Origin of the sequence: Chromobacterium subtsugae (assembly GCF_001676875.1) — a bacterium.
Lineage (GTDB): Bacteria > Pseudomonadota > Gammaproteobacteria > Burkholderiales > Chromobacteriaceae > Chromobacterium > Chromobacterium subtsugae.
Window position 1 is genome coordinate 26,282 of record NZ_JYKA01000017.1, and the last position, 23,028, is coordinate 49,309.

Consider the following 23,028-nt stretch of genomic DNA (forward strand, 5'->3'; position numbering starts at 1 on the left):
AAGCCATTCTTAAAAATTAGGCCTCAGCCATCATGTCATCTTCTTTATGACGCCCAGAGCCACGATCATCACTCATATCAACCGGCGGGGCAGTTGGACCGACAGAATCACCAGCATCGCCAAGTGCACCAAGTGAAAATCCAGTTGTGTGCTCATAATCTGATTTTGTACACTGATTCGGATTGGAATTCATTGGCGGTGCGACATGAAACTCATACGGTTTGCTCGATTCTATTGGAAACCCGTAAGTTACACTCGCTCCCGGCATGCCGACATTAACAGATGTTATGCCGGGATTTCCAGGAGAATAAGTGATCCCAGTATAATTTGGGGCAATCGCAGTAACAGACCATCCAGCGAGATGGCTTGCCGTATCACCATTCAAAGCCAAACCAGCCCCTAGTGAAACCCCCTGAGTTCCGGCCCCGACCTGTACCACGACAGTCCCATGCGTATCAGCACAGACACCTACTGCCACCCCATAGGCACCGCCAGCACAAACATATCCCTTATCGATAACGGTATCCACTGCAGAACTAACCGCATGGGTAACCGTAGAAACCAAGTCAGCAGTTGGCTTGGCCCCATTGGCCGCCGCAATGGCAGCAGGAGTCAAAGCCGCGCCAGCTTGTGGAGTGGATGCAGGGCTCGCCGCAGGAGTAGAACCTTGTGGAGGGCGAGCATATTCGACAATTGGCTTCATGCCTGCAAGCGCAGCCAATACGGCCGGAGTCAAAGCAGGATTGTGACGCGCAACCGGCGCTTGACTGTCTCCGCTGCCTGTACTCCCTGTTTGAGCAACGGTAGGGCTTGGAGGAGCATACGTATGCTCCTCAATTGGCTTCATCCCGCTTAGCGACACTACCACAGAGGGAGTCGCTGTCGAACCAGCATTTTGGCTCTGGTTTTGAACCGCACTTCCTTGCTGAGTACCTTGCACCCCACCAGCAGCGGCACCTGTGCCATTACCTGCCAGTAAGTTGCCACTAAAATTATTGCGCGCAGCATCAATCATCATTCCCACTACACTTCTCCATCACAGAATTAGACATTCGGCATGCTTGTTAATATCTTTAATTCATGCCATTTGTCATATTACTGCAACGTCATTGTGCTTCGCAACAATCACTACCACCCTTGCAACAAAACGCCAATCAACATAGAAAAACCAAAGAAACACACTCCCAGCTATGGCGAAATATTAGTTATATCGTCTCATCCCAGGGCAGCCGCCGTAGTTGGCCAGATTGGCCCGACAGCGGCAGCTGCTTAGCCGCTTGCCGCACTTGTCCAGCCGCTTGTCCATCACCGGCCTGTCGTTAGCATCGAACATCGCTTCGCCCTGATAGCCGCAATGCGGACCACGGTAGACCACATGCGCCGGGCAATAGCGCGTCACCAGCACGCCCGGCGCGCGCTTGCCGGCCAGGTCCAGCCGGCTGCGCAGCTCAAATGTCAGCACATCGCCGTTGTCGGCCTCGCGCCGGTTAATCAGCCAGATTTCTTCCGGGTGCATTTCCGGGAAGGCCGCCAGCTCGCCGCCAGCGCAGAACTTGGCGTGCGTCAGCCGCCGGACCACCTCCCAGCCGACCAACCCTTGATGCTGCATCACCAGCGCCGTGAAGATGCCGCGCATCGGTCTGCCATCCGGCAGCATGCCAATATTGCTGACCGACAGCCGCGGCCGTGGCGCGCCTTTGTTGCTGCTTTCAAAGCCGGTGGCCTCGATGGCCCACGGCTCATAGGTCAGCCCCTGAAACGTCACTGCCTGGCCGTTGCCGCTGGTGGTAAAGCGCAGCGGCTGCATTGTCTCGCCGGCCGGCGGCCGTATCTCGAACAGCTGCACCAGGGCATCAGGCACCAGGCGCTGTTTTTCTGCGTGAATCTCTCCCATCACTCCCCCGGATCAAATACCTGTTCAAATGCCGCGCTCACCACCTCATCCCCGGCGGCCAGATAGGAACGGTCCCATTCCTCGCAACGCACTTTGCAGCGCGCCGCGCCCGGATAAGCGAACCAGAACCAGCGCGCGCCGGCATGGCGCATGAGAAACGCCTCGATGGCGTCGCACATCGCCGCATCCCCCGCAAACGACAGCTTGCGGCTGCGCGGCATGGTATTGATGCCGCCCGGCACGCGCTGCACATAGCCATCACCGAACTTGGCCTCCCGCACTCGCGCCCGGATCGACGATGAACCGCCAAACAGCGGCGTCCAGCCGAAGGTTTCCGCCGCCATGCCTACCCCCTCACAAAGTTGTAAATGTCACCGTCCGGTCGCATCGACCGCGCCAGCTTGTTGTCTATCACCCGCTCCACCAGCACCAGAATTTCACGCTCGCCGCCCGCGCCTTGACGCTCCTCGGTCCTGGCCGCCGTTCCCGGAGCCAGGTTGTTGACCACCACCTTGACCGGCTGGGCCGGCGTGGCGGGCGCGCTCTGTGCGGCATTGACGCGGGTCAGAAAGTCTTTCAGATCACCGTTTGTCCGGCGATCCACCACGCGCTCGCCCTTGTCCAGCAACCACGTCCCTTCACGCGGCACATTGTCGATGCCGTCATGCGCCATGCCCGACAAGTTCGTGCTGGCTATCGTGGACACCAGGCCGGCCGTTGCCGACACCACCGACGACATCGCGCCGATGTTCGCCGGCCAGGGCGCAGATGCGGCGGCCGTCGCCACGGCCTGCTGAATCTTGATGACGGAATCGGCAATGGCGAATGCCTTGCTCATGGCGAACATGGCCTTGTAGATGCCGCTGTTTTTGCCCTTGAAGGTGGCCGCCAGGCCGGCCAGTCCGTCAAACAGCTGGCTGGAACTCGACAGCATCGCGGACGCGCGGTTGCGCTCCATGTTCATCAAATCCAGGTTCAACTGCTCTTGATTGCGGCGGATGTAGTCGGCCCGTTCGGTTTCGCTCAGCGTGGTGGCGTCCATGATCAACTGGTGGCGACGGTCGTACTGGTCGCGCAGTTGCTGTTCTTCGGACTGCAGGCCGATGCCCTGGCGCTCGCTGCTGCGCAGGGCGTCCACCGCTCTTTCGTTACGGCGGTCTTCCTGTTGGCCATACTGCTGCTTTTCTTGGTCCGATAAACCAGCGTTGTACTGGATATCTAGCGACCGCTCCCGATGCTCGCTCTGCAGGCGCTGTGCCGCGTTGTCGTACTCGCCGCCGCGCAAGCGCCTGGCCACATCGCGCTGATGCGTCTCGTACTGCTCGACATCGCGGTTTAGCTCATCCAGGAACTTCTTGTTTTCCGCGCGCACTTGGCGGGTGGCGTCCAGCTCGGCCGCCAGCGCCAGCAAGCGCGCCTGGCTGGCGGCGCTCCAGCCGGCATACTTGCCTTCCGCAATTTCATAGCGCGCGCGCTCGACGGCTGACAGCTTTTCCACACCCATGATTTCGCGCTGCATCGCGTCGATAGCGGCATCCTCGCGCCGGCCCTGCGCGCCGGCCCGCTTGCGCTCGGCGGCTTGCTTCTTGTCGAAGTCGTCGCGCAGCTTGCTCACCGCAGTTTGATGCGCGCGCTCCGCCGCCAGATAGGCCGCGCTGCCTTTCTCCAAACCGACCACGGCCCCTTTGAACGCCTCCTCTTCCTTCCTGACCTTCTTGTCGAACTCCTCACGGTCATTCAGGCGGGAATCGTCGTCCGCGTACTTCTTCGCGCGGGCCTCGGCATCCTTGCGCGCCGCCGCCTTGGCTTCCGCAGCCTTGGCCCCGGCGGCGGCATCGGTTGTCGCCGCCTTGGCGCGTTTCTCCAACTCGGCCAGCTCCGACCGCATCGCAGCCAGGCCCGCTTGCTTTTGCGCCAACGTCTGCGAAAACGAATACTCATACAGACCCGCCTGCCCCTCCTTGATACGCTCTTTCAGCTGGGCCATTCGGGCGTTGTCGCTTTGCGCGTCGTAGTGCAGCGCATTCACCGGATTCAGAAAGCGCATCACCGCGCCGCCGCCGGCCATCGTCTGCCCCCAGAATCCTGAACCCTCTTTGCGCGCCCGCCGCATCGACTCGGACACGTCGTCAAATGCATCCGTCAGGATGGCCAGCTGGCCGGCAATGAAAGAGGCAATGCCCGATTGCGCCACCTCGGTTTTCATCGCCTCCCACGAGTTGACGAAATTGGCGCTGGCCTTTTGCGTCTCGCCGCCGAACGCCGCCGCGTCCGCGCTCATGCGCTTCAGCTCGGCGGCGAACTTGGGCAGGAAGTCGGCGGCCAGCAACTGGCCGCTTTCCAGCATCTTGCTGAACTCACCTGTCGTCACGCCCAGGGCGCGCGCCGCCGCCTGCGTCGCCACCGGCAGATGCTCGGCCAACTGGCCCCGGAACTCTTCGGCGGACACGACACCCTTAGCCGACATTTGCACCAGGGCGAGCATCGCGCCCTGCGCCGTCTCCGCCGACAAGCCGAATGCGCTGGCGGCCGTAGACAGCGAGTCGAACACCTGGCGCGCATACGGCGCAAGCGGCGTGCCTTTCACCGCGCCGGCAAACTGCGCATAGGACGCGGACGCTTGCGCGAAGTCCAGGCCCAGCCCGGATGCCTGCCGCCTCAGCCATTCGATATCCGACGCAATCGCCCGCACGTCACCACCGTTGGCATAGAACAGCGACTTTTGCAGCCGCTCGCTGGCAATCTGCGCTTGGTTCAGCGCCGCCGCCACCGACACCACGCCATCTTTCACTGCGGATAGCGCAAAGCCGCCCGCAATCGCCGCCCCAGCCCTGGCCAGCAGGCCGGCGCTGCCGGCCGCGTCTTCCAGCGCCTTGGCCCCGCGCTTGGCGTCGCGCTCCACGGTATCCATTGCATCGCTGACAACTCGCTTGGTCGCCGCCATGTCGCCTTGCAGCTGGGCGACTCGCGCTTCCAGATTGATTACCAGCGAACCTACATTTTGCGCAGCCACGTCACGCCCCTTTCTTCGCCATCAAGCGCAGCGCCTCTTGTTCCATCTCTTGCAGGCAATCGAACACCTCCGCCCGCTGCGCCGCCGGCAGGCCGACCCGCCTTTCCACCACAGGCAGCGCCGCATAGTCCAGCCCATACGGCCCCGCCGGGCCGACCCGCCATTGCGTCTGCATCGCCTGCCACACGCGCCAGGCCGGCAGCGCGTCAGGCAGCAATGCGAACGCCTCCACGTCGCACCGGGCCGGCAACATCGCGTCCGCTTGTTCCAGCGGCACGCCGGCCGCCAGCAGCGCTTGCCGATCCTCCGACCGGGTGGCGGCGCGCTCGCCAAACTGCCAGCGCACCGCCTCAATCAGTTTTTTCGGACGGCACCGAAGCGCAGTTCATGGACGGCCTGTTGCAGCGCGGCATTGACCTGCGGCCCGTCCACCGACAGCAAGGCCGCCTCAAGCGCCGCCTGCGACAGCGGCAGCACCTGGCCGTCTGTATCGGCTACCCCATCCCATGCCGTGAACACCTCGGCGTAAAGGCGCGCGTTTTGGCGGTAGACCTCGGACAGCTCGCCCGCGCCGGCCTCGCCTGCGTATTTGGCGAACAGGGCATCCCAGCCAGGCTGTGACAGCAGGCGGCCCGTCAACTGGATGGAGACTTTGTTTTCCGCGCCGGACTCGGTGCGGGTCAGGATTTCAGCCGGCACGCGCACCGTGCCGCTATTGGCGATCTTGAACATGGGTTTCCTTATCGAACCGTGATTTTGATTTCGTCGTCGCCGTTGGTAGGCAACAGGGCGAGCGGCAGCGTGGTCATGCTGATGTTGTCGCTGTCGCCGTAGTCGGCGCTGCCGATGCTGACCGTGGCGTCAATCTGGATGATGTTGCCGGCCGTCTTGCCATGCACCAGGGCGAGCGCGCCGCGCTCTGCGGTGCGCGCCAGCGCAAACCAGTCTTTTTCCGCCACCCGCGTCGATTCGATCTGCACGCTGCCAGATGGCTTGCGGCCGGTAATCAGCACGCTTTCCACACCGCCCGGCAGGCTGCGATGCTTGACCTCATTGGCCATGTCCAGCGACAGGCTCTGCACTGCCGGGCTATAGCCATACAGCGAGAAGCTGGCCACGTTCGCCGCGTCAAACGGCATCGGCGTCTGAAACGGCGTCAGCTTCAGCGCCGGCGCGGGCGCATCGACAATGCCGCCATGCACGCCGGTAAACACGAATTTCATTTTCGGGAACGCCTTGTTTTGCAGATCCAGCGATACCGTCCCACGGGCGCCCAACAGCTTATGCTGCACGCCGTCCAGGTTGTAATAGAGGGTCAGCGACTCATGTCCGCCCGAAATCGGCGCATAGCTCGCGCTGGCGTCCTTGGCGACAGTTTCCGCAAACCCGCAGCCCCTCAGCAGCACGCCCCAGGCCGGGACCGCGCCCGCCACGCCGGCCCCTGCCAACTCGACCTCGAATTCCGCTTTCATGCGCACGCCGGTAACAACCGACTCCGCATTGCCGAAATAGGGCCGCACCACATTGCGTTCCGCACGGTCGCTATCCAACGGCGTCACCTTGGGGCTGGCCACCAGAATCGCATTCGCCGCGCCAGTCGGCACCGCGTCCACGCCTTCCTTGCTTTCCGGCTTGGCGATAATCGCCACCCGCTTACTGTTCAATGCCATCATTTCTCCCAGGCACAAAAAAAGCCCGCATCTGCAGGCCTTGGCTAAAAAGTAACGGAATAGAGAAGGTATTAAATTAGCACTACTTGATCAATATTTTCTTGACATCGAATGCTTTTCAAGAACTCTTCAAACGCCTCCTCTACATTGTCTAAAATTACAACGCTCTTGAACTCAAACACATCATAACCAACCTCTCCCTCCACCGAATCAACACTCACACCAAGAACAACAGCATAATACGCCATTAAAATCTCACCAACATAAAATCTTGATGCAACAATAATTTCTTTATCAATATCTTTGACAGCACCAAAATAATCACAATCCAAATTAAGATTTGGATTTACATTGTCCATCAGCGCCGCCACCATTGCAATTGAATTTGCACTTCCAATAATATCTTCTAGCTTGATCAATGGTCGTGAACTCAAGCCGATGAAAGAAAATATACTCTCCAAGCTCCTTACAATGAAGATATCATGCATGACTGCATCAAGCTTATCCCCACTAGGCTTCAAATCAAAATAAGAAGATTTAATTTCAAGTGGTTTTTTTGATTTTGGCGGATGTATCTCGACCATTACATCATCTCTATTCAGCAACAGGATTAGCTGCAGAAAATTCGCCCACTCCGATAGATCACACATTTTCCCATAAGTAGAATATTCAAATTTAACATGACAACTAGCATCTAGGTCAGTTATTTCAATAGTGAATATATTACTTCTTACAATTGCTTTCTGACAACTCCCCACTTTCATAGTCATGTAGAAATCGCCAAACAGAATTGCCATCCCCCCCATACGATTAGGCGGGCGAGCTAAAACCTTACATTTACCTAATGAATTCGGCTCTATTGTTATCCGACCGCTATCAGATGGTATATTTTTAATTGCAATGCCAAACCTAGTCTCTGCAGATTCAAAATTCAAAACTGGCACATCTTTTCTTATGCCAAGAAACACATCAAGAAGTTCCGCATCACTCAAACCCTGGAAAGTTACTTTTATTGACTCAGGCCGCTCATCATAACCAACAGATAGCCGCTGTTGCTTTTTACTCTCCACATATCGATCGATGTCCCCACCTACACATCGAATAATTGCCTCACGCAACCCGCTCCCAGAAATAGGGATAGTCTCCTCTTCCAAAGGAGAAAATTTAATAACTTTCTTATTCAATGACTTTCCATCGCACTTAGCGTGCTCATGGCGCAGCCTTTTCAAAATAGCTGCCAATCTTGCATCATAAATGTGAATAAGATATGCATTTGAAAACTGCAAATCCACATCCACCTTGAATATTAATATAAATGATGGAATAGGCTCTTTCGCAAGCCTTTCAGCCATATTTAATTTCAACCTTACCTCCCCCCCTTTACTCCAAATAGTTTTAACTTGCACATAGCAAGAAAGAGGGGCAATTCGATTATCCAACGACTCTTTACGTTCCTCGCTTTCTGGAAAGTTAACTATAAAATCCCATCCCGCTCTGTCACGATCAGAAGAATCATTACAAAACAATCCTGCATCGGCACAAAGTTCACCAAACCGCTTTTCGCCTTTATTTCCCAGACTATCCGAATCAATCATTGCAAGCTTTCATTATTAAAAATCAAACTTAGACCTATTGCCATGCGAAACATTTAACACGACACAATAGAAAGGTGCAACATCACCCTCTCGCTAACGAATGGGAAAGACCTCACCCCGTCCAAATCATTACTCGCGACAAAGAAAATGCGCATGAAAAACTCACAATGATTTTACTCTGTATCTTTAAGACCTGCTGGCAGAAATTATATCATTTCACAATGACGCACATGACAGATCATCGATTTACAAGTGATAGCCTAATGTTTTGTTGGCGACACTAGAAACAATACGTCAAGTTAAGATGTTAAGAATACATCTCAACAGCTCACTTTCTGCTTACAACTCCTCCTCTCTCCGCCGATAAGTCAGCAAGTACTGCACACGGCAAACGCCTAGGGCAGGGTTTTCCTCGTCATAGTCCCAATCGATTACCCCTTGCTGCAGATCTTGTACGCCCGTTAGCATTTCATGCAGGGCCAAATGCGCGGCCTCCAACACGCCATCGCAAGCAGCGTGCGGCTCATCGCCATCCGCCTGAATTTCCAACTCCACCGACAACTGCCGGTACTCGTAACCAACCGGGCTGCCGGACAGCGGCGCATCGCGCAGCTGATGCAGCACGATTGCGGGAAACTCGCCAAAGCTGTAACCCTTCTCGACATCGCGGCTGACGCGATCCGCTGCCGGCGTCGCGCTCTTCAATGCCTCTTCCATTGCCCGCATCAGGGCTTCAATCTTGCTCATTGCTCTTTCCAGTGAATGCGCCAAGTCATCGCCACCACATGCGGCGTACCATCCCCAACGTCTTGCAACGCCTCTTCCAATGTATCGTAAACCAGTACCCCGCCGGCCTGACCACGCCAGCGCTCCAGGCGCCGCCGGATCACCCATGCCACCGAGTAGGCGGCATCATAATCCGGCGCGACGATGGACAATTGCACCAGGCTGCGCACGCGGCCAGATGGCCGGCGCGCGATCTGCTGCCGCTTCTCATCCAACACCTGATAGGCAATCGCCGGCAAAACCGGCTCGTCCGGCAAATGCACCGGGTACACCCGATCCCCGACCAGGGCAGCCACTTCCGGCGCGGCCAGTAGTTCCACCAGTACCGCCCCTATCAACTCGACAACTCCCCGCTGATCAGCGCGCCGCACACCTCGTCCGCCACCACGCCCAAGGCAGCTGGCAACTTGTCGGCGGCGGGCCGCATAAATGGATAGGGCGGGACAAATTGCCCCGCCCCTTTCAAGGCTTCCCGCGTCGCGGCTCGTCTTCGTTCCCCGCCTGCGATCTTTTTCCCCCTCCCTCGTTTGACGTGACCGTATTCCAGATAACGGCCGTACCAGGCGCGCGACCGCAAGCCGACTTTGTAGGCGACCGCGCCGCGCTGGCCGCTGCCGCGCGAACTGGCGACCGTGATGGACTTGGCCAGCACGCCGGATCGGCGCCGCACCCGGCGGCGGGCCTCATCGCGCACCAGGGCGGCTCCCTTCCTCAACCCGCGCCGTAAAATCTTGCGCTGCAGGTTGCGTGGCACCGCGTCCAGATGGCGCATCACCAGATCCAGGCCATGCACCTCAACCGTTGCCATCGTCGGTCTTCAGCATCAGCACCAGATAGCCCCGGTCCTTGTGCGGCTCGATGGTTTTGACCTTCAACGGCAGACCATCCACCCAAGCCCGCCACCCTTGCGCCACCGGCCGGCGCCGAATGGTGGCGCGCACGCTGCAGCCGGTTTGCTCGGCCAGCACCGCCGTATAGGTTCGCGCGGCCAGGTAGTCCACTTTGGCGTGTACCGGCTTCGGCTCGCTCCAGGCTTCCCGCACCGCGCCGGACGGCTGGCGCGACTTGATGGGCTGACTTAACCGGATGCGGTTATTCAGCATGCTGGCGTTCATAGCGGGCTTTCCGTCGGCCGGTAATGGGCAATCAGGCTGTCCACCAAGCTGTCAGGCAACGCCACCACACTGCCGGCGCTGACTTCCTCACGGTAGGCGTATAACGTGGCCACACGGAAACGCAGCCACTGCCGCACATCCTCCGGCACGTCTTGCCCGGCCTCTGCGAAGCCGGCGCGGTAGACAATGGCAATCGCTCCCGGCAACGGGTCCACCGCCGGCCAGCCTTTCAGCGGCTTGATACACAAACGCCGCTCGCCGCGCTCGATGTGGAAGGCGTCCAGCGGCAGCGGCCGGCGCTGCCCTTGCTGCACCGCCTCGATGGCGACCACCTCGCGCCCGCCCGCGATATCCAGATACAACCAGGGCAGGCCCGGCCAGGCATCCAGCGTTTCGCGACATTCGGCCAGCAACAGCGGCCCACCGATCCGGGCCTCGGCGCTGGCCACGGCCGCGCGCTCGATCATCTGCAACAGCATGTCATCGTCGGTCAAATCGGCATCAATCCGGCACTGCTCCCGTACCTCATCCAGCGTCAGCACCGCCGCCGGGCTGCGCCGGATCACCTCGGCGGCCATTACACGCCGCCCGGTTGCGCCTTGGCTTTGCTCTTGGCCACCGGCTTGGTTTCACCCGGCGCCGGCTCGCCTTCGCCGTCCTCGTCATCCAAGGCGGCCATGCCTCGCGCAATCAGTTCATCGACCCTGGCTTGCCCTTCGAAACCAGCGATGTCGCCCGGCGTATAAATGCCATACGGCTTCACGAACTTCACTGCAATCATGCTGTACCCTTCAAATGCAAAAAGGCCCGCCGTAGCGAGCCTTGAACTGTGCTTACTTGCCCCACTTGATGCCGACGCCGACCGCAATCGACTCTTGGTGACGCGGACCAAAATCGTGCTTGGCGATCACGCGGATCAGCGTCTGGTCGCGCTGGAAAGCGCTTACCATCTGGCCATCGGTATCCTTGTAGGTAGCCTCTTTCGAGAAGTCGATTACCAGAGACTGGTCTTCGCCGATGAAGCAATCCCCAAAGTCCGCGAAGTACAGCTCGGACTCGTCACCGTCTTTGCCCAGGTTGTTCGGGACTTGCGTCGTTACCCCCACTGGGTAGCCTTTCAGGGTTTTGCCGGCCAGTTCCGGATAGACCTTGCTACCCTTCATGTCCTTCAAGCCTTCCAGAAAACGGAAGGTACGCGGCGACATTACCCAGCCGGGCATTGTCATGTTGGCGTCTACCCCCTCCAGCGCCAGAATCAGCTTGTTCAGGAAGTTTTCCAGCACCTGCAGCGCGGTCGCATCGATGGCCCCCAAATCCGGCGCGGTAAACACGCTATTAGCCAGCGCCCAATGGCGCAGACCCTTGGGCAGATTGCCGCTGCCGTCGTCGCGCAAAAACGCCTTGTCCTCGCGCGCGCCCACCGACGATGTCAGATCATCGACAATCAGCTGATCCACGTTCGGGCTGATGCCGGCATTGCTCAGCAAGTCATTGCTGATCGGCACCAGCGCCGCCATTTTCTTGCTGGACAGCTTCAAGTCATCGAACTGCGCGCCGGTTACGGGTGCGTCGCTGTCGGAACCTATATAGCCGACCGTCGCACCGCCTCGCAGGCGCGGAATCGTCAAATTGCCGTTGTTCAGCGGCAGCGAGCGCGCACCCAACTTGCGCACCACGGTTTTCGGGCGCAGCAGTTCAATCACTTCGCGCGCCATATTGGCCGGCACCAGCACGCCGCCGGCAGATGGCGAACCGGTATTCAGTGCCGCCGCCACTTCCTGCCCATAGCCGCGCTCATCCGCGATGTTGGCGGCCTGACGGTAATTGCCTTGCGCCTCAATCAACGCGGCCGCCATGCGCGCCATGCCACCGCCCTTCACGGTCGGCGCGGCCGGCGTCGCGTGGATCGGCGCCGCGCCAGCGCGCGGGCCTTGCGAGCTGTCCACCGGCTGCGCCGTGGCGGCTGTCATGCGCTCGGCGGCTTCAGCGCGGGCGATCTTGGCCCCGATGTCGTCAAACTCTTTTTGCATCGCGTCGATGCTGGCCACCTGTTCAGCGTTCAGCGCGGCGCCGGTCGCCTCCAGGGCGGCCAGCTGGTTCACAGCGGCGGACAGATCGGCACGGCGTTTTTTCAACTCAAGCACTACGGACATCCAGACTCCAGACGTAAAAAAAGCCACGGGAAGCGGCTGAAATGAAAAACGCGCCCGAAGGCGCGGTATGTTGGGTTTGCGTTGGGTTACAGCTGGGCGGCCATCGCCATCGCGGCGGCGGTCGCGCGCCGGGAAGGCGCAAGCGGCGGCGACCGGCTCGCGGCCACCTCGGCGGCCAGCCGGTTGATTGCCAATTGCTGGCTTTCCACCCGATCGGCCAAGCCGACAAGCACCGCCTCAGCGCCGAAGAACAGCCCGGCATCGGTCGCCTTGACCGCAGCGACGGAAAGGCCGCGGTTGCTCGCCACCACTCCGGTGAACTTGTCGTAATAGGCGTCCATGCGCTTTTCGACCGCCGCGCGGGCGTCGTCTGACAACGGCGAATCGCTGGCCATGTCGTTCTTGCGCGCACCCCGGTAAAACGTGGTGACAGCTACGCCAGAGCTGGCCAGCTGCTGGCTGAAGTCGGCATGCTTCATGATCACCCCGATGGACCCCACCCCCGACGATTCGGACAGCGTGATATCACTGCAGGCGCAGGCGATGGCGTAGGCGGCGGAAAACGCATTGAAATGCACCAGGGCGTGAATCGGCTTGACCGCCTTGGCCGCCTCGATGTCGGCCACCAGCTCGAAACAGCCGACGACAGCGCCTCCAGGGCTGTCCAGCTCCAGCACCATGGCGCTAACACGCGGATCATTCAGCCCGGCTTGTATCTGGCTGCGGATGCCTTCATAGCTGGTTTGCGTGGCGCACAGATTGACGTTCGCTTCGCGCGCCACCAACAGCCCTTGCACCGGGATCACCAGCAGGCCCGTTTGCTGGGCGGACTGCATCCGCTGTTCCGCCAGGTTGGCCATCGACGCCCGGCCGCCGTCATCGCGCCAGGCTGCGGGCTGCAGCGCGGCGGCGACGTGGACGCCCAGCTGGCGCAACTCGATGCCGGCCCGCTCTCCGGCCCAGGCCACCGCCTCATGCAGTACGTCCGGCAATACCATGTGCGGCTGATTGAACAGCTGCGACAGCAGGAATTGCCCCCTCACTGGCCAGCCTTTGCCGATGGCGTGGCCAGCTGTGGCAACGAGGCCGCCACCGGATGGCGGGACAATGCGCCGATCAGCACGGCCGCCAGCAGACTGCCGCCCTGGCCGCCGATCACGGCCTCCGGCGGCGTGTAGTTGGAAACGTTCATGTGTTGTCTCTCTCTTTCTGATCCTTGCGGGCTGCAAGGCTCTTTTCGCAGGTAGGGCTAGGCGGCTTTTGGCCCCAGGCAGGCCCATGCTGCCGCTGCCACGCGCGGAACTTGTCCATTGCCAAGGGCTTTAATCCGGTCCACCCGATGGGCCACCCCATCAACCACTCGACCCATTCCGGGTTCAGTTGGCCATGGTCCGAAGCCATCACCGCATGGTCTAGCCGGTCCCTTTCTCGGCTGGCGCCGGTCTTCCGGATCAGCGAGCCGGGCGACGTCCCCTTGCTGGCGCAGGCGGTCGGCGTCGGCCACAGCTTCACTTGCGCGCTCAGCCTCGGCTCTCCCCGGCTGTTCCACTTGCCCGCCGCCCGCTCTATCGCATCGTCCGCGACCACGGTTTGCCACAGCGGCGAGCCAGATCCGATCCCGCTTATGGGGCGCGCCAAGGTCGGATGCTGATAGACAAGCCCATTCCGCATCGAACCCCATTTCGGCAAGATCACCGACGACCAGGGCAAGTCCTCGGCCCACAAGCAAAGGTGAGTTTTCCAGCAAGACGAATCGGGGCTGTACTTCACCGATAATTCTTGCCATTTCGGCCCATAGTCCCGACCGCTCGCCCTCGATGCCGGCGCCCCGTCCTGCCGCGCTGATGTCCTGGCAAGGGAAGCCGCCCGATACCACGTCAACAAGTCCCGACCACGGTCTTCCGTCAAAACTGCACACGTCAGACCAAATTGGGAAAGGCGCGAGGCATCCATCGGTTTGTCGTTGCGCCAAAACTTGTGCGGCGTAGGCATCACGCTCAACGGCGCAGACGGTGCGCCATCCCAACAGGTGGCCACCGAGTATTCCGCCACCAGCCCCCGCGAAAAGAGCCAGCTCATTCATTCGGCCCCCAGACGCTGACCGGGTTTTCCCAATCCATCACGTCGCAGCGGCCCTCCCTCACCGCCTCGATGATTTGCTCGCCGGTTTCCCGCGCCAGTTCCGAGTCAATTGGCTGCATGCCTTACCTTCCCGCATAAAAAAACCCGCCTTGCGGCGGGCTGGTTACAAAAACGGGCGAAGTCCTATCAATACCAATAATGAATCTGTCACCAAATCAAACTTAATGATAGAAATTAAATAAATAATTAATTACCCCTCAGCAGATTTCACAATCGCAGTCGCCCAGCGATCATCAGATACCACTAGATCATAGCGTTGTATAAACGTAACCATTTTCTTTGGATCTTTATTATATGTCTTAATCCAGTTCTCAACTGCATCACCCACATCTTCAATCAAATCTTTGAAGCTAATGTGCTTTCTCTTTGGGTCCACACTAGGCAAGCAATTTTGACTTCCGACATAAGGCATTAACTGGGCAACACTTCCCTCAGAAACCTTACGCGATTCTAGATTCGACATATGCAAAAGACTATTTCGAAACTCCCATAACTCTTCTGGCGTTGCCCCAGCCAACCCAGGGGCGGAAAATGCACGCAGCCAATCTATAAATACGGGCGTACTGCGCGGAGGTCGATCGCCAAATTCAACATAAGCGATGGTATCCAGAAACGACATTAATAATTTTAAGCATGACACATAATGCCGATTATTAAAAAGCAATCGTATTGCTTTAAAGTAATCGTCATTAATTAGAGCCGGCATATCAAACGTGCCGGCCTCTTTATCTAAATATTTGAACAGATAATCATCCATCTCCCCGCCACCCACTGCATCATTAGGCACACCTGACATATCTAGAGGCCCCATCGGTACGCTCATATCGATCTTTGGAACACCATCCACAATAGGAGTAATACAAAATAACGGCGTCCGCCCCGCTCCAACTGAAGCAAGAAGTGGTTCAAAAATCTCAAGAGTATTTCCTATTCGCTGTCTTGCAAAGTATTCCTCTTGAGGCATCGGCGGCACTAACGGCACACGTTGTACAGATGAAAAGTCCAGCGTGGCACGCTCGCGCAAAAAGGCTAGTTTTTTCTGATCCCCGCCTTTCCGATAATATGGCTTGATACCTATCGCTCGCAACTCTCCCCCTTCAAAATATGTGTATATATTGTACACTGGCTCGTGTTTTCCCATCATCTTGCCTTTGCTCCCACTTCCTAGAGAGAAATTAAAAAATGACTATTACCAACGTACCAGCATATCGAATTCGCCAGCTCGAAGGAATAAGACGACAACCACCCTACAATAACTATAACACTCGGGAAAATATTATGAAGATAGGAAATAGATATTTAGCGGGCTACGCCAGGATGCGATCAATCTCCACCAGAGCGCGAGCATCAGGCTTGCCCTGCAGTGATGCCCCGCGCGTGTCCACCATATTGAGCGGCTGCATATAGACATCCCCGCCGGGGATAGGCTGCAGGTTTTCCAAGCGCCGGATGTCGTTGGCAGACAGCCAGCCCCATTGCCGCCCAATCGCATACGCGGCATAACGGCTTTGCGTATCGCCGCGCAGCAGGCCGGACACATTGAATTCGATGTACAGCTCGCCACGTTCGGACGGCAACAACAGGTCGCGCATGCGGGCCTGTTCGTGGCGTTTGATCCAGGGCATCAGGCAATAGATCACATACTCGATGCCCTGATGCTCGATGTTGTTGTTTGTCGCCCGGTCCAAGAGACCGACTTTGTGTGGCGGCATTTTGAAAATCTGCGCCACCTCCAGGGCAGACAACTTACGCGCGTCGATCAGTTGGGCATCGGCATTCGTCATCGAAAGCGGTTTGAAGGTAATACCCTCCTGCAGCAACGCGACTTTCATCGCGTTGCCCCGGCCGGCGTACTCCCTCTTCCACGCCGCTTTGATCTGCAGCACCCGTTCCGCACTCAGCGGCTTCACATCCTGGCCGCCGATCACCGCCGGCCGCTCCAATACGCCGGCCAGGTGCGTCCCATTCGCAAAAACCGCGCTGGCGTGGCCATGCGTCGCCAGCGCCAGGCCCAGGCTATCGCAATGCAGCTGCACCGGGCTGATGCCGGTATAGCCATTGCGCGTAAACCACCGCACATGATGGACCTGATGCGCCGGCATCGGCTCTTGGCCGTCAAAGCGGTAATACGGCATCAAATCCGCACCGCGCAGCACCGCCACCTTGCCGGCTTCCATCGGCAACAGCGCCACCGGCCGCCCGGCCTCGTCGCGCTCGATGTAGGAATAAGCGTTGCCATCATGCGCGGCAGCGATCTGCGCGCCTTCGGTATACTCGAACGGCGTTTGCCAGCCGTTGGGCTGGCGCAGCAGCTGGGCAACAGGATGATCCGTTACCCGCTCGCGCTGGTCGCCGTTGCGGCGATACAGTTCGCACGGCAGCTGCGCCAGCGACTCGGCCAGCGTGGTAATACATGCCTGATACGTGGTAATCGATAGCGCCTTGTCCGGCGATACCGCCACCCCGGCCGCGCTCCGGGCGCCGCCGCCCAGCAGGCTGGATAACCAGCCCGGATCGGGCGATGCCGCAGATTGGCCAAACTGCTGTGACATGAACATCAGCGCGCCCTTCCCGCGCTGCGCGCCGTCATCCACGACCAGGCTAACGCGAAACCGCCACCCACCATCCAACCGGCCGCCGCATGCAACAGCGACATGCCGACCGTCACCGCCGCCACGCCGGCCAGGCCGACCAGCAACGTCAAATAGTCCAACTTACTCACAAGCACACCTCGTCTTCGTAGGCGGAAACGAACGATCCCGCCGGGGCGTGATACAGCGCCCGATTCAATGCCATTACCAATGCCACAATGCCGTCGATCTTCTCCCTCGACTTGCCCTTGTTCGGGCGATAGTTGTCATTGGAGTCCCGCAGCACCACCACATTGCCAGCCATCCAGCGCAGGACCGGATGCCCGCCATGAGCCAGCGCTTGCGACTTGATCAGGGCTTCAAGCTCTTTCGTCGGGTCGGACAGATTTTGGAAATTCTGTGACAGCGCGACCAACTGCAGCCCGTCTTCTGTCAGTTCGGTAGCCAACTTGCCGGCGTTCCATTCGTCAAAGCCGATGGCCTGCAGATCGAATTGCCGGGCATCGGCCAGGATCTGGGCGCGGATCACTTCCTGATCGATCCGCGTGCCGGCGGTGGCCGTGATGTAGCCTTGCCGCGCCCAAGTCGAATAGGAAACCCTGTCGCTTTTGTCACGCGCCAGCATGTTGTCCGCCGGCACAAAAAAACGCGGCAGAACCTGCCATGGCTCCCCCGGCTTCTCAGGCGGGAACAGCAGCACCCAAGCGGCAATATCCGTCTTGCTGGCCAGGTCCAGGCCGCCGAAGCAACGCCGATGCCGCAGCAACTCAGGATCGACCGCGGCTGTTCCCTTGTCCCATTCGTCCAGGGAAATCCAGCTATCAACCGCTTGCGTCCAGATGTTCAGGCGCTTGGTCAGGAAGTTGAATAGCGCGGTCGGCACCACACGCGCCTTTTGCGCCTGCGTGCGCAACTCTTCCAAGAACAACGAAACGCCAAGATTCGGATTGGCCTTGCACCATACCGACTCGTCAAACCAATCGTCCTCCGGGTCCAGCGTGTAGATCACGCCACCGAAGCTGTCGTCCTCCAGCGCCGGGTCTTTGCCCTGATTTTCCAGAATCCGGATCAGGTAATTTCGCTGCTCCAGGCAGATGCTGCCCTCTTGGTTGAAACCGGCCGTGGTAATCGCGTGCATCACACTGCGGCGCCGCGCGCCGCGCCCGGTATCGATCACGTCCCATAGGTCGCGGGAGGGATGCGCGTGCAATTCGTCGATAATCGCGCCATGTACGTTCAAGCCGTCCAGGGTTTTGGCGTCCGCGCCCAGCGGCACGAACTTGTTCGCTGTGCCAGGTATCCACAGCTTGTTTTTGTGGTTCTGCACCAGCTGGCGCAGGGCGGGCGACTTGGCGACCATCATTTCCGCCGCCGCGTGCGTGATTTTGGCCTGCTCCAGCTTCGTCGCCGCCGTGTAGACCTGCGCGCCGGCCTCCTTGTCGGCGGCGAATAGATACAGGCCCAGGCCGGCCAGCTTGGTGGACTTGCCGTTCTTGCGCGCCACCTCCTCATAAAAGGTGCGGAAGCGGCGCCGGCCGTCCCGGTTGTACCAACCAAACTCGACCGCGATCCAGAACGCTTGCCATGGCGCTAGCTCCACCGGCTGGCCCGACCACTCGCCCTCGAAATGGCGGCAGTAGCGCGGGAAAAAGGCCAGCGCATGGGCGGCCATCTCTGGCCGCCAGACCAGGCCGCGCGCTTCCTGCTGCTGCAGGTCGCGGAAATGCCGCTCCACCGCCAGCCGGACATAGCGGCCGACCTTGATGCGGCCTTCCAGCACGTCCACGCCGTACTGATCCCACGGCTGTAAAACGTAACAGGCCGGAATCAATCCGGCCTGTCGTTGATGTACCCCAGCAGCTCGGCCAAGTCCTCGCTGATCACCCGCCCCTTGCTTAGCGCCTTGGTTCTTGCGCATGAGGCCACCGTCATTCCATTTCGTTTGAGCAATTCGCGCATCTGTTTGGCGATCTTTGCCCGGTTGTAGCTGGCGCTGACTTCATACCGGCGGCCAGTCTCCTTGGCCGCCGCGAAAATCTTGCCCCGATTGTCCAAAATCCACTGCTTGCAGGCTTGCCAGTCGGCAATAGCCGCGCAGATCAGGCCCAGCGCGATGCCCGCCGACGAATAGTCGAAGCCCGACGCCTGCAGCAGCGGCTGTATCTCGCGCCAGGCACGCGCTTCCGCCTTGGTCATCGACCAGGGCGGTTTTTTCGGCAAATTGGCGCCGCCCTCGCCCAGCTGGTCCATCACCGCGAACGGATCGGAGGCGAATAAGTCCGCCGTCAACATCCGATCCAGGGCGCGCACCTGGCCGGCGGCCATCACCGTCAAGCCGCCTTCATCCAGGTCTTTCATCACCTCGCCCCGCGCCCGCCGCTCGGCGCGGGACTCATCGGTTTCCAGCGAACCGCCGTTGGCGTCCTCGTCGTAGCGATGGCCGTAGCGGTCCAATTCCTCGACATGCGTCCGCCAGTCATCGACCTTGTCCGCTAACAAGGCGATCTGCAGCAGCGCGGATGTCCAGTCCAGACCAGCGCTGTCCAGTGCGTTGATGGTGTATTTCCAGACATCGCGGCCACGCTTCGAAGTCAAAAAGGCGGGCGGTTTGGGCATCACGCCGGAACCCGCTCGCAAAGGGGCTTTTCCGGCCATTTCAGAGCCTTTCAGCTAGTTGAGCGCGACAGAAAACAAAAAAGCCCCTTTCGGGGCTTGTTGGGGGGATTTAGACCCCCCCCTATGAAAATCCAGCGTGGAGAAAAGCGCGGTTAGGCACGCGGTCTTGGCCAGGCGGTCGGGCGGAAGGATTTCACCCCCCTACCCCCTGGCCGACCTCGCGCCGCCGGTTGCCGAACCCGCCGTCTTCCCGCGCGGTCTTGCGCGAGTGGCAGGAATGGCAAAGCGCCTGATGATTGGACGACTCGATGAACAGCGACCAGTCGCCACGATGCGGCCGGATGTGGTCGCAATCGGTCGCGCGGTTCACGCATCCCGGCGTGGCGCAGCGATAGAGCGCCGCTTTCAGACAGGCATCGCGCCGGGCGAACCAGATGCGTTGCCGATACCAGCGCCGGACCTTGGCCACGGTTTCATCCGACATCCGCCGCTGATCCGCCACCCGACGAACATGGGATGCATGGTCCGGACAGCAGCTGTTACCCGGCGCGGCCATCTGGCGACAGCCCTGCATCGCGTAGCGGCAAGGGCGGGAAGGTGCGACAGGCATAGCGGCTCCACAAATAGGAACGCCCCGACCAGATGGCCGGGGCGCAGAAAGCAAAAAACCCGAGGGCTTTGCCTCGGGTTTCGTTACTCGCAATTGTTTCAAGAGTAGCTTAAATTTACACAAGTCCGACATGATGTGTCAAGCGATCATCATTCATTGGCAGCAATCGCCTCCAACTCACACACCACACCGACCACCCCAACTTGCCGCACTCGATGCGTCACAGACGCCATGGCAAGCTGGAACTCTACTTGCGCATTATGCATCCAGCGCTCAACTGTCCGGCAAGAGACGCCTGCAGAATCAGCAAATTGTGCCGTCACCGCCCCCACTCGGCGACGCGGTAGGTCCACAGCCTGTACAGCAGTCACACCGCCTATGCGCCCTCTGTAGTAGCGATCAATCAACCCCTTTGTATCCGCCTTGATTTTTCTGCATAAGACCTGATCCACCAGCAACAACTTTTCATTATCAAACGTCTGCCGCGCGCCCCTACGCTCTGGATGCTCGGTTCCCGCTTGTGCCATTGCTTCATTCAAGATCGACATCTTATAGCCCAAGCCATTAGCTTCTCGCTGATCAACCCAAGCCCCCCATTTCCACAGCAGTTCGTCCACTTCCTTAATCAAAGCCAAACCCTCAAAAACCCAGCGAAGAAATTCCCTAGCCCGATCACCGTCGGGCTTTCTTTTAGCCTGTTATTTTATCATGGCGGCTTGGTTATTTTACAAAATGCCGCTTTCTAAAGTCCTCCCAATAACATTGCAAAACCAAAGCATTTTCATACATCCTACTTGCCGCACGCGGGCCGACAATTTCAGACAGCCGCTCTTGCGTCTGGTTACTAATAAAGACCGTAGGCAAACCCTCGGCAGACCGCATATCTATTACCCGATTCAAAACACGCAAACCATGACCATTGGCATCCAACAATTCCACTTCATCAATAATTAATACTGAATAAGAAGCAAATCGATTCAACTCAATGCTTTCGCTCCTCCCTGCTTTTCCCCATGTTTCACACACTTCCGTTTTCATCTGATCGGATGTCACATAGCAAACATTCAAGCCACGATGCGCAATAAGATTTAATACCGCCGCGCTGGCCATATGTGTTTTTCCCGTGCCGGTAAATCCCATCATCACCACATTACCAGCATTTCGATCCTTGCCAACTTTTACTACCCATTTTTTAAAAGCATTCAATACCGCCACTTGTTCATGACAAATTTCCAATAAGTCCCGAAATTTGGCATTTCGAAATTTACCCGGCACGCCGCAGCGTGCCATTGTGGCTTTCTGCTGACTGGCCACTTGCTTTTCTCTTTCTATCTCAAGCTCACAGCGTAGGCATCTCGGCTCGACTCCAGATAATACAGCCGCCTCAAACTCTCCATGCTTTTGGCAGCGTGCCGATATTTTGGCAAGCCCTCGAAATCCCGCTACGCGAGGGAAATACTGCACAGCATCAATCAAGCCAATCCCCCTCATCCCCGCCCACCACGCTACCCGAAACCGGCACCACCTTTTCAGGGTCCGGGGCTGGAATACTCTTCCAAGCCGGATCATTTCGGCCCACCTTACGCTCAAGCGGCCGACCGCTTACTGAACGGGCTGCAGACGGTTTTTCCTCCTCTCGAATCGACCACAGAACTTTCGAAAGATACTTGGCCGAAATCACCTTACCCGCTGCGATATAGCCCCGGCTTCGGTCAATAGCCTGCCGAAGCTGCGTAAGGGTGACACCCGCCTCTACCCACTCCAGTACCGCAGGATTGGCGGCACCACCGACACGCACACCAAGCCGTGTGGCAGCTGCCGCCAAACGCATTGATTGCTCGCAACACTCCCCTTCGCGCGCGATATGTATATATTTATTATTATTCTCAGATATGTCCGCCTCAAACTGTCCGCCCTCATCCTGATCAACAGCAATCAAAGATGGTTCAGAGCCTTGCGCTGCCTGACTTTCAGAGATATCACGCTGCCCACCTCCTGCACTCCTGCTCATGTCCTGTTCATCACCTAGACGCACTAAAAGCGGTAGCTTCAAGACCAATTTTTTGAACTCCTGAACAGTAGCTGCTCGCTTGATCAAGCCCACTCTTTCCAGCTCATCCAACAAAGCATCTATTTGCTTCAATGAGGGCATCCACGCCGGCCGCCTGCTACCGCGCGGCGGGACGTACTGACAATGTATAGCGAGCACGCTGCGGCTAATCGGGTAGCCCCTGCCAACAATACCCGTTCGAATGTCCACGCGTGGACGCAGTCCGGCCAAATAGAGCCGGAAAGCTTCCAGGCTGCAGGAAAGCAAAGCCGCCTGCTCCTGTTCCGTCAACAATACTTTCATACGCCCCCCTTCCCCCCACAGCAGCCAACGCTGCCCGTCTAGGGTCTTCGTGATGTTCAATCGGCAAAGGCGCTAGCTTCGCTTCCACTGCGAGCCAGCCCTCTTTAATGGCCCGCTTCACAGTCAAGCGATGCCCTTCACCATGTACCCGTCCCAACCGCGTTAGCTCTCGTCGCTGCGCCCTTTTCGTGGGCAGCATCACGATATAGGCAGCATCTGCTATTACATCACCGCTTTCTTTCTGCCATGGCATCATCTCGCCTCCGTTGATCCGGCTCTAGCGAACGCTAAAGTAAATCGATGTGACGGCGCCTCAGCTTGGCTTTGCATCCTGGCTTTGCGACTCGCGCTTGCCAATCCAGCTGCGCCAACAGCATGTCAACCGCGCGCATCGATGCCTGCATCCTGTCCACCCCTCTTGGATGGGCTGGTTTCGTGAATATCTAGAATCATGACAAATATGTTAAATGTGGATGTAGTGCGCGCCATA

28 protein-coding genes are annotated in these 23,028 nt (G+C 58.6%); all 28 read right to left on the reverse strand.

Annotation, left to right across the window (positions count from 1 at the left end):
* Window positions 1–16: 16 nt before the first annotated feature.
* On the reverse strand, window positions 17–1,018 hold the full coding sequence (locus MY55_RS23755; protein ID WP_152681970.1) for a hypothetical protein: 1,002 nt from the start codon (window positions 1,016–1,018) through the stop codon (window positions 17–19).
* Between the two features lie 183 nt (window positions 1,019–1,201).
* Window positions 1,202–1,861, reverse strand: coding sequence for a phage minor tail protein L (locus tag MY55_RS17270; RefSeq protein ID WP_157889366.1), 660 nt, complete (start codon window positions 1,859–1,861; stop codon window positions 1,202–1,204).
* 32 nt (window positions 1,862–1,893) lie between these two features.
* Window positions 1,894–2,238 (reverse strand): phage tail protein, encoded by a 345-nt coding sequence (locus MY55_RS17275; protein WP_047244126.1) that lies wholly within the window; start codon window positions 2,236–2,238, stop codon window positions 1,894–1,896.
* A 2-nt stretch (window positions 2,239–2,240) separates the two neighbouring features.
* On the reverse strand, window positions 2,241–4,907 hold the full coding sequence (locus MY55_RS17280; protein WP_065202790.1) for a tape measure protein: 2,667 nt from the start codon (window positions 4,905–4,907) through the stop codon (window positions 2,241–2,243).
* 1 nt (window position 4,908) lies between these two features.
* Window positions 4,909–5,253 (reverse strand): DUF1799 domain-containing protein, encoded by a 345-nt coding sequence (locus MY55_RS17285; protein WP_208856059.1) that lies wholly within the window; start codon window positions 5,251–5,253, stop codon window positions 4,909–4,911.
* 8 nt (window positions 5,254–5,261) lie between these two features.
* Window positions 5,262–5,639: a hypothetical protein gene (locus tag MY55_RS17290; protein WP_065202791.1), complete on the reverse strand. Its 378-nt coding sequence runs from the start codon at window positions 5,637–5,639 to the stop codon at window positions 5,262–5,264.
* An 8-nt stretch (window positions 5,640–5,647) separates the two neighbouring features.
* A complete protein-coding gene (locus tag MY55_RS17295) occupies window positions 5,648–6,580 on the reverse strand; it encodes a phage tail tube protein (RefSeq protein WP_081284744.1) in 933 nt (310 codons plus the stop codon).
* Between the two features lie 68 nt (window positions 6,581–6,648).
* Window positions 6,649–8,172: a hypothetical protein gene (locus tag MY55_RS23760; protein WP_157889367.1), complete on the reverse strand. Its 1,524-nt coding sequence runs from the start codon at window positions 8,170–8,172 to the stop codon at window positions 6,649–6,651.
* A gap of 339 nt (window positions 8,173–8,511) precedes the next feature.
* Window positions 8,512–8,919 carry a hypothetical protein gene (locus MY55_RS17305; RefSeq protein WP_065202793.1) on the reverse strand — a complete coding sequence of 136 codons (408 nt, stop codon included), beginning with the start codon at window positions 8,917–8,919 and terminating at the stop codon, window positions 8,512–8,514.
* The gene (gene gp17 / locus MY55_RS17310) at window positions 8,916–9,278 is read right to left on the reverse strand and encodes a tail completion protein gp17 (protein WP_157889368.1); all 363 of its coding nucleotides are present in this window, start codon (window positions 9,276–9,278) and stop codon (window positions 8,916–8,918) included. Before gp17 ends, MY55_RS17305 begins: the two co-directional genes overlap by 4 nt.
* A gap of 14 nt (window positions 9,279–9,292) precedes the next feature.
* Window positions 9,293–9,766, reverse strand: a complete 474-nt coding sequence (locus MY55_RS17315; protein WP_065202795.1) for an HK97-gp10 family putative phage morphogenesis protein — start codon at window positions 9,764–9,766, stop codon at window positions 9,293–9,295.
* Window positions 9,753–10,073, reverse strand: a complete 321-nt coding sequence (locus MY55_RS17320) for a head-tail adaptor protein (RefSeq protein ID WP_065202796.1) — start codon at window positions 10,071–10,073, stop codon at window positions 9,753–9,755. The genes MY55_RS17315 and MY55_RS17320 overlap by 14 nt, the downstream gene beginning before the upstream one ends.
* Window positions 10,070–10,651: a head-tail connector protein gene (locus MY55_RS17325; protein WP_065202797.1), complete on the reverse strand. Its 582-nt coding sequence runs from the start codon at window positions 10,649–10,651 to the stop codon at window positions 10,070–10,072. The genes MY55_RS17320 and MY55_RS17325 overlap by 4 nt, the downstream gene beginning before the upstream one ends.
* Entirely contained in the window at window positions 10,651–10,854 is a 204-nt protein-coding gene (locus tag MY55_RS17330; RefSeq protein ID WP_065202798.1) for a hypothetical protein, read from the reverse strand. Before MY55_RS17330 ends, MY55_RS17325 begins: the two co-directional genes overlap by 1 nt.
* A gap of 52 nt (window positions 10,855–10,906) precedes the next feature.
* Window positions 10,907–12,253 carry a phage major capsid protein gene (locus MY55_RS17335; protein WP_208856060.1) on the reverse strand — a complete coding sequence of 449 codons (1,347 nt, stop codon included), beginning with the start codon at window positions 12,251–12,253 and terminating at the stop codon, window positions 10,907–10,909.
* Between the two features lie 59 nt (window positions 12,254–12,312).
* The gene (locus MY55_RS17340) at window positions 12,313–13,269 is read right to left on the reverse strand and encodes a S49 family peptidase (RefSeq protein ID WP_157889369.1); all 957 of its coding nucleotides are present in this window, start codon (window positions 13,267–13,269) and stop codon (window positions 12,313–12,315) included.
* Entirely contained in the window at window positions 13,266–13,418 is a 153-nt protein-coding gene (locus MY55_RS23765) for a hypothetical protein (RefSeq protein WP_157889370.1), read from the reverse strand. The genes MY55_RS17340 and MY55_RS23765 overlap by 4 nt, the downstream gene beginning before the upstream one ends.
* A 57-nt stretch (window positions 13,419–13,475) precedes the next feature.
* The gene (locus MY55_RS22840) at window positions 13,476–14,309 is read right to left on the reverse strand and encodes a DNA cytosine methyltransferase (protein WP_081284747.1); all 834 of its coding nucleotides are present in this window, start codon (window positions 14,307–14,309) and stop codon (window positions 13,476–13,478) included.
* Entirely contained in the window at window positions 14,302–14,427 is a 126-nt protein-coding gene (locus MY55_RS24475) for a hypothetical protein (RefSeq protein ID WP_279625457.1), read from the reverse strand. The genes MY55_RS22840 and MY55_RS24475 overlap by 8 nt, the downstream gene beginning before the upstream one ends.
* A gap of 131 nt (window positions 14,428–14,558) precedes the next feature.
* The gene (locus tag MY55_RS24095; protein ID WP_200896634.1) at window positions 14,559–15,512 is read right to left on the reverse strand and encodes a hypothetical protein; all 954 of its coding nucleotides are present in this window, start codon (window positions 15,510–15,512) and stop codon (window positions 14,559–14,561) included.
* Between the two features lie 163 nt (window positions 15,513–15,675).
* Complete coding sequence (locus MY55_RS17350; RefSeq protein WP_065202819.1) at window positions 15,676–16,926, reverse strand: phage portal protein; 1,251 nt, start codon at window positions 16,924–16,926, stop codon at window positions 15,676–15,678.
* A complete protein-coding gene (locus MY55_RS23770; RefSeq protein WP_157889371.1) occupies window positions 16,926–17,090 on the reverse strand; it encodes a hypothetical protein in 165 nt (54 codons plus the stop codon). Before MY55_RS23770 ends, MY55_RS17350 begins: the two co-directional genes overlap by 1 nt.
* Window positions 17,087–18,745, reverse strand: a complete 1,659-nt coding sequence (locus MY55_RS17355) for a terminase large subunit (RefSeq protein ID WP_157889372.1) — start codon at window positions 18,743–18,745, stop codon at window positions 17,087–17,089. The genes MY55_RS23770 and MY55_RS17355 overlap by 4 nt, the downstream gene beginning before the upstream one ends.
* A gap of 41 nt (window positions 18,746–18,786) precedes the next feature.
* Window positions 18,787–19,614, reverse strand: coding sequence for a hypothetical protein (locus MY55_RS17360; RefSeq protein WP_157889373.1), 828 nt, complete (start codon window positions 19,612–19,614; stop codon window positions 18,787–18,789).
* A 154-nt stretch (window positions 19,615–19,768) separates the two neighbouring features.
* Window positions 19,769–20,059, reverse strand: coding sequence for an HNH endonuclease signature motif containing protein (locus MY55_RS17365; protein WP_065202802.1), 291 nt, complete (start codon window positions 20,057–20,059; stop codon window positions 19,769–19,771).
* 275 nt (window positions 20,060–20,334) lie between these two features.
* The gene (locus MY55_RS17370) at window positions 20,335–20,802 is read right to left on the reverse strand and encodes a hypothetical protein (RefSeq protein WP_157889374.1); all 468 of its coding nucleotides are present in this window, start codon (window positions 20,800–20,802) and stop codon (window positions 20,335–20,337) included.
* Window positions 20,803–20,905: 103 nt separating this feature from the next.
* Entirely contained in the window at window positions 20,906–21,661 is a 756-nt protein-coding gene (locus MY55_RS22850; RefSeq protein ID WP_157889375.1) for an ATP-binding protein, read from the reverse strand.
* Entirely contained in the window at window positions 21,654–22,538 is an 885-nt protein-coding gene (locus MY55_RS23775) for a hypothetical protein (RefSeq protein WP_157889376.1), read from the reverse strand. Before MY55_RS23775 ends, MY55_RS22850 begins: the two co-directional genes overlap by 8 nt.
* Between the last annotated feature and the right edge of the window lie 490 nt (window positions 22,539–23,028).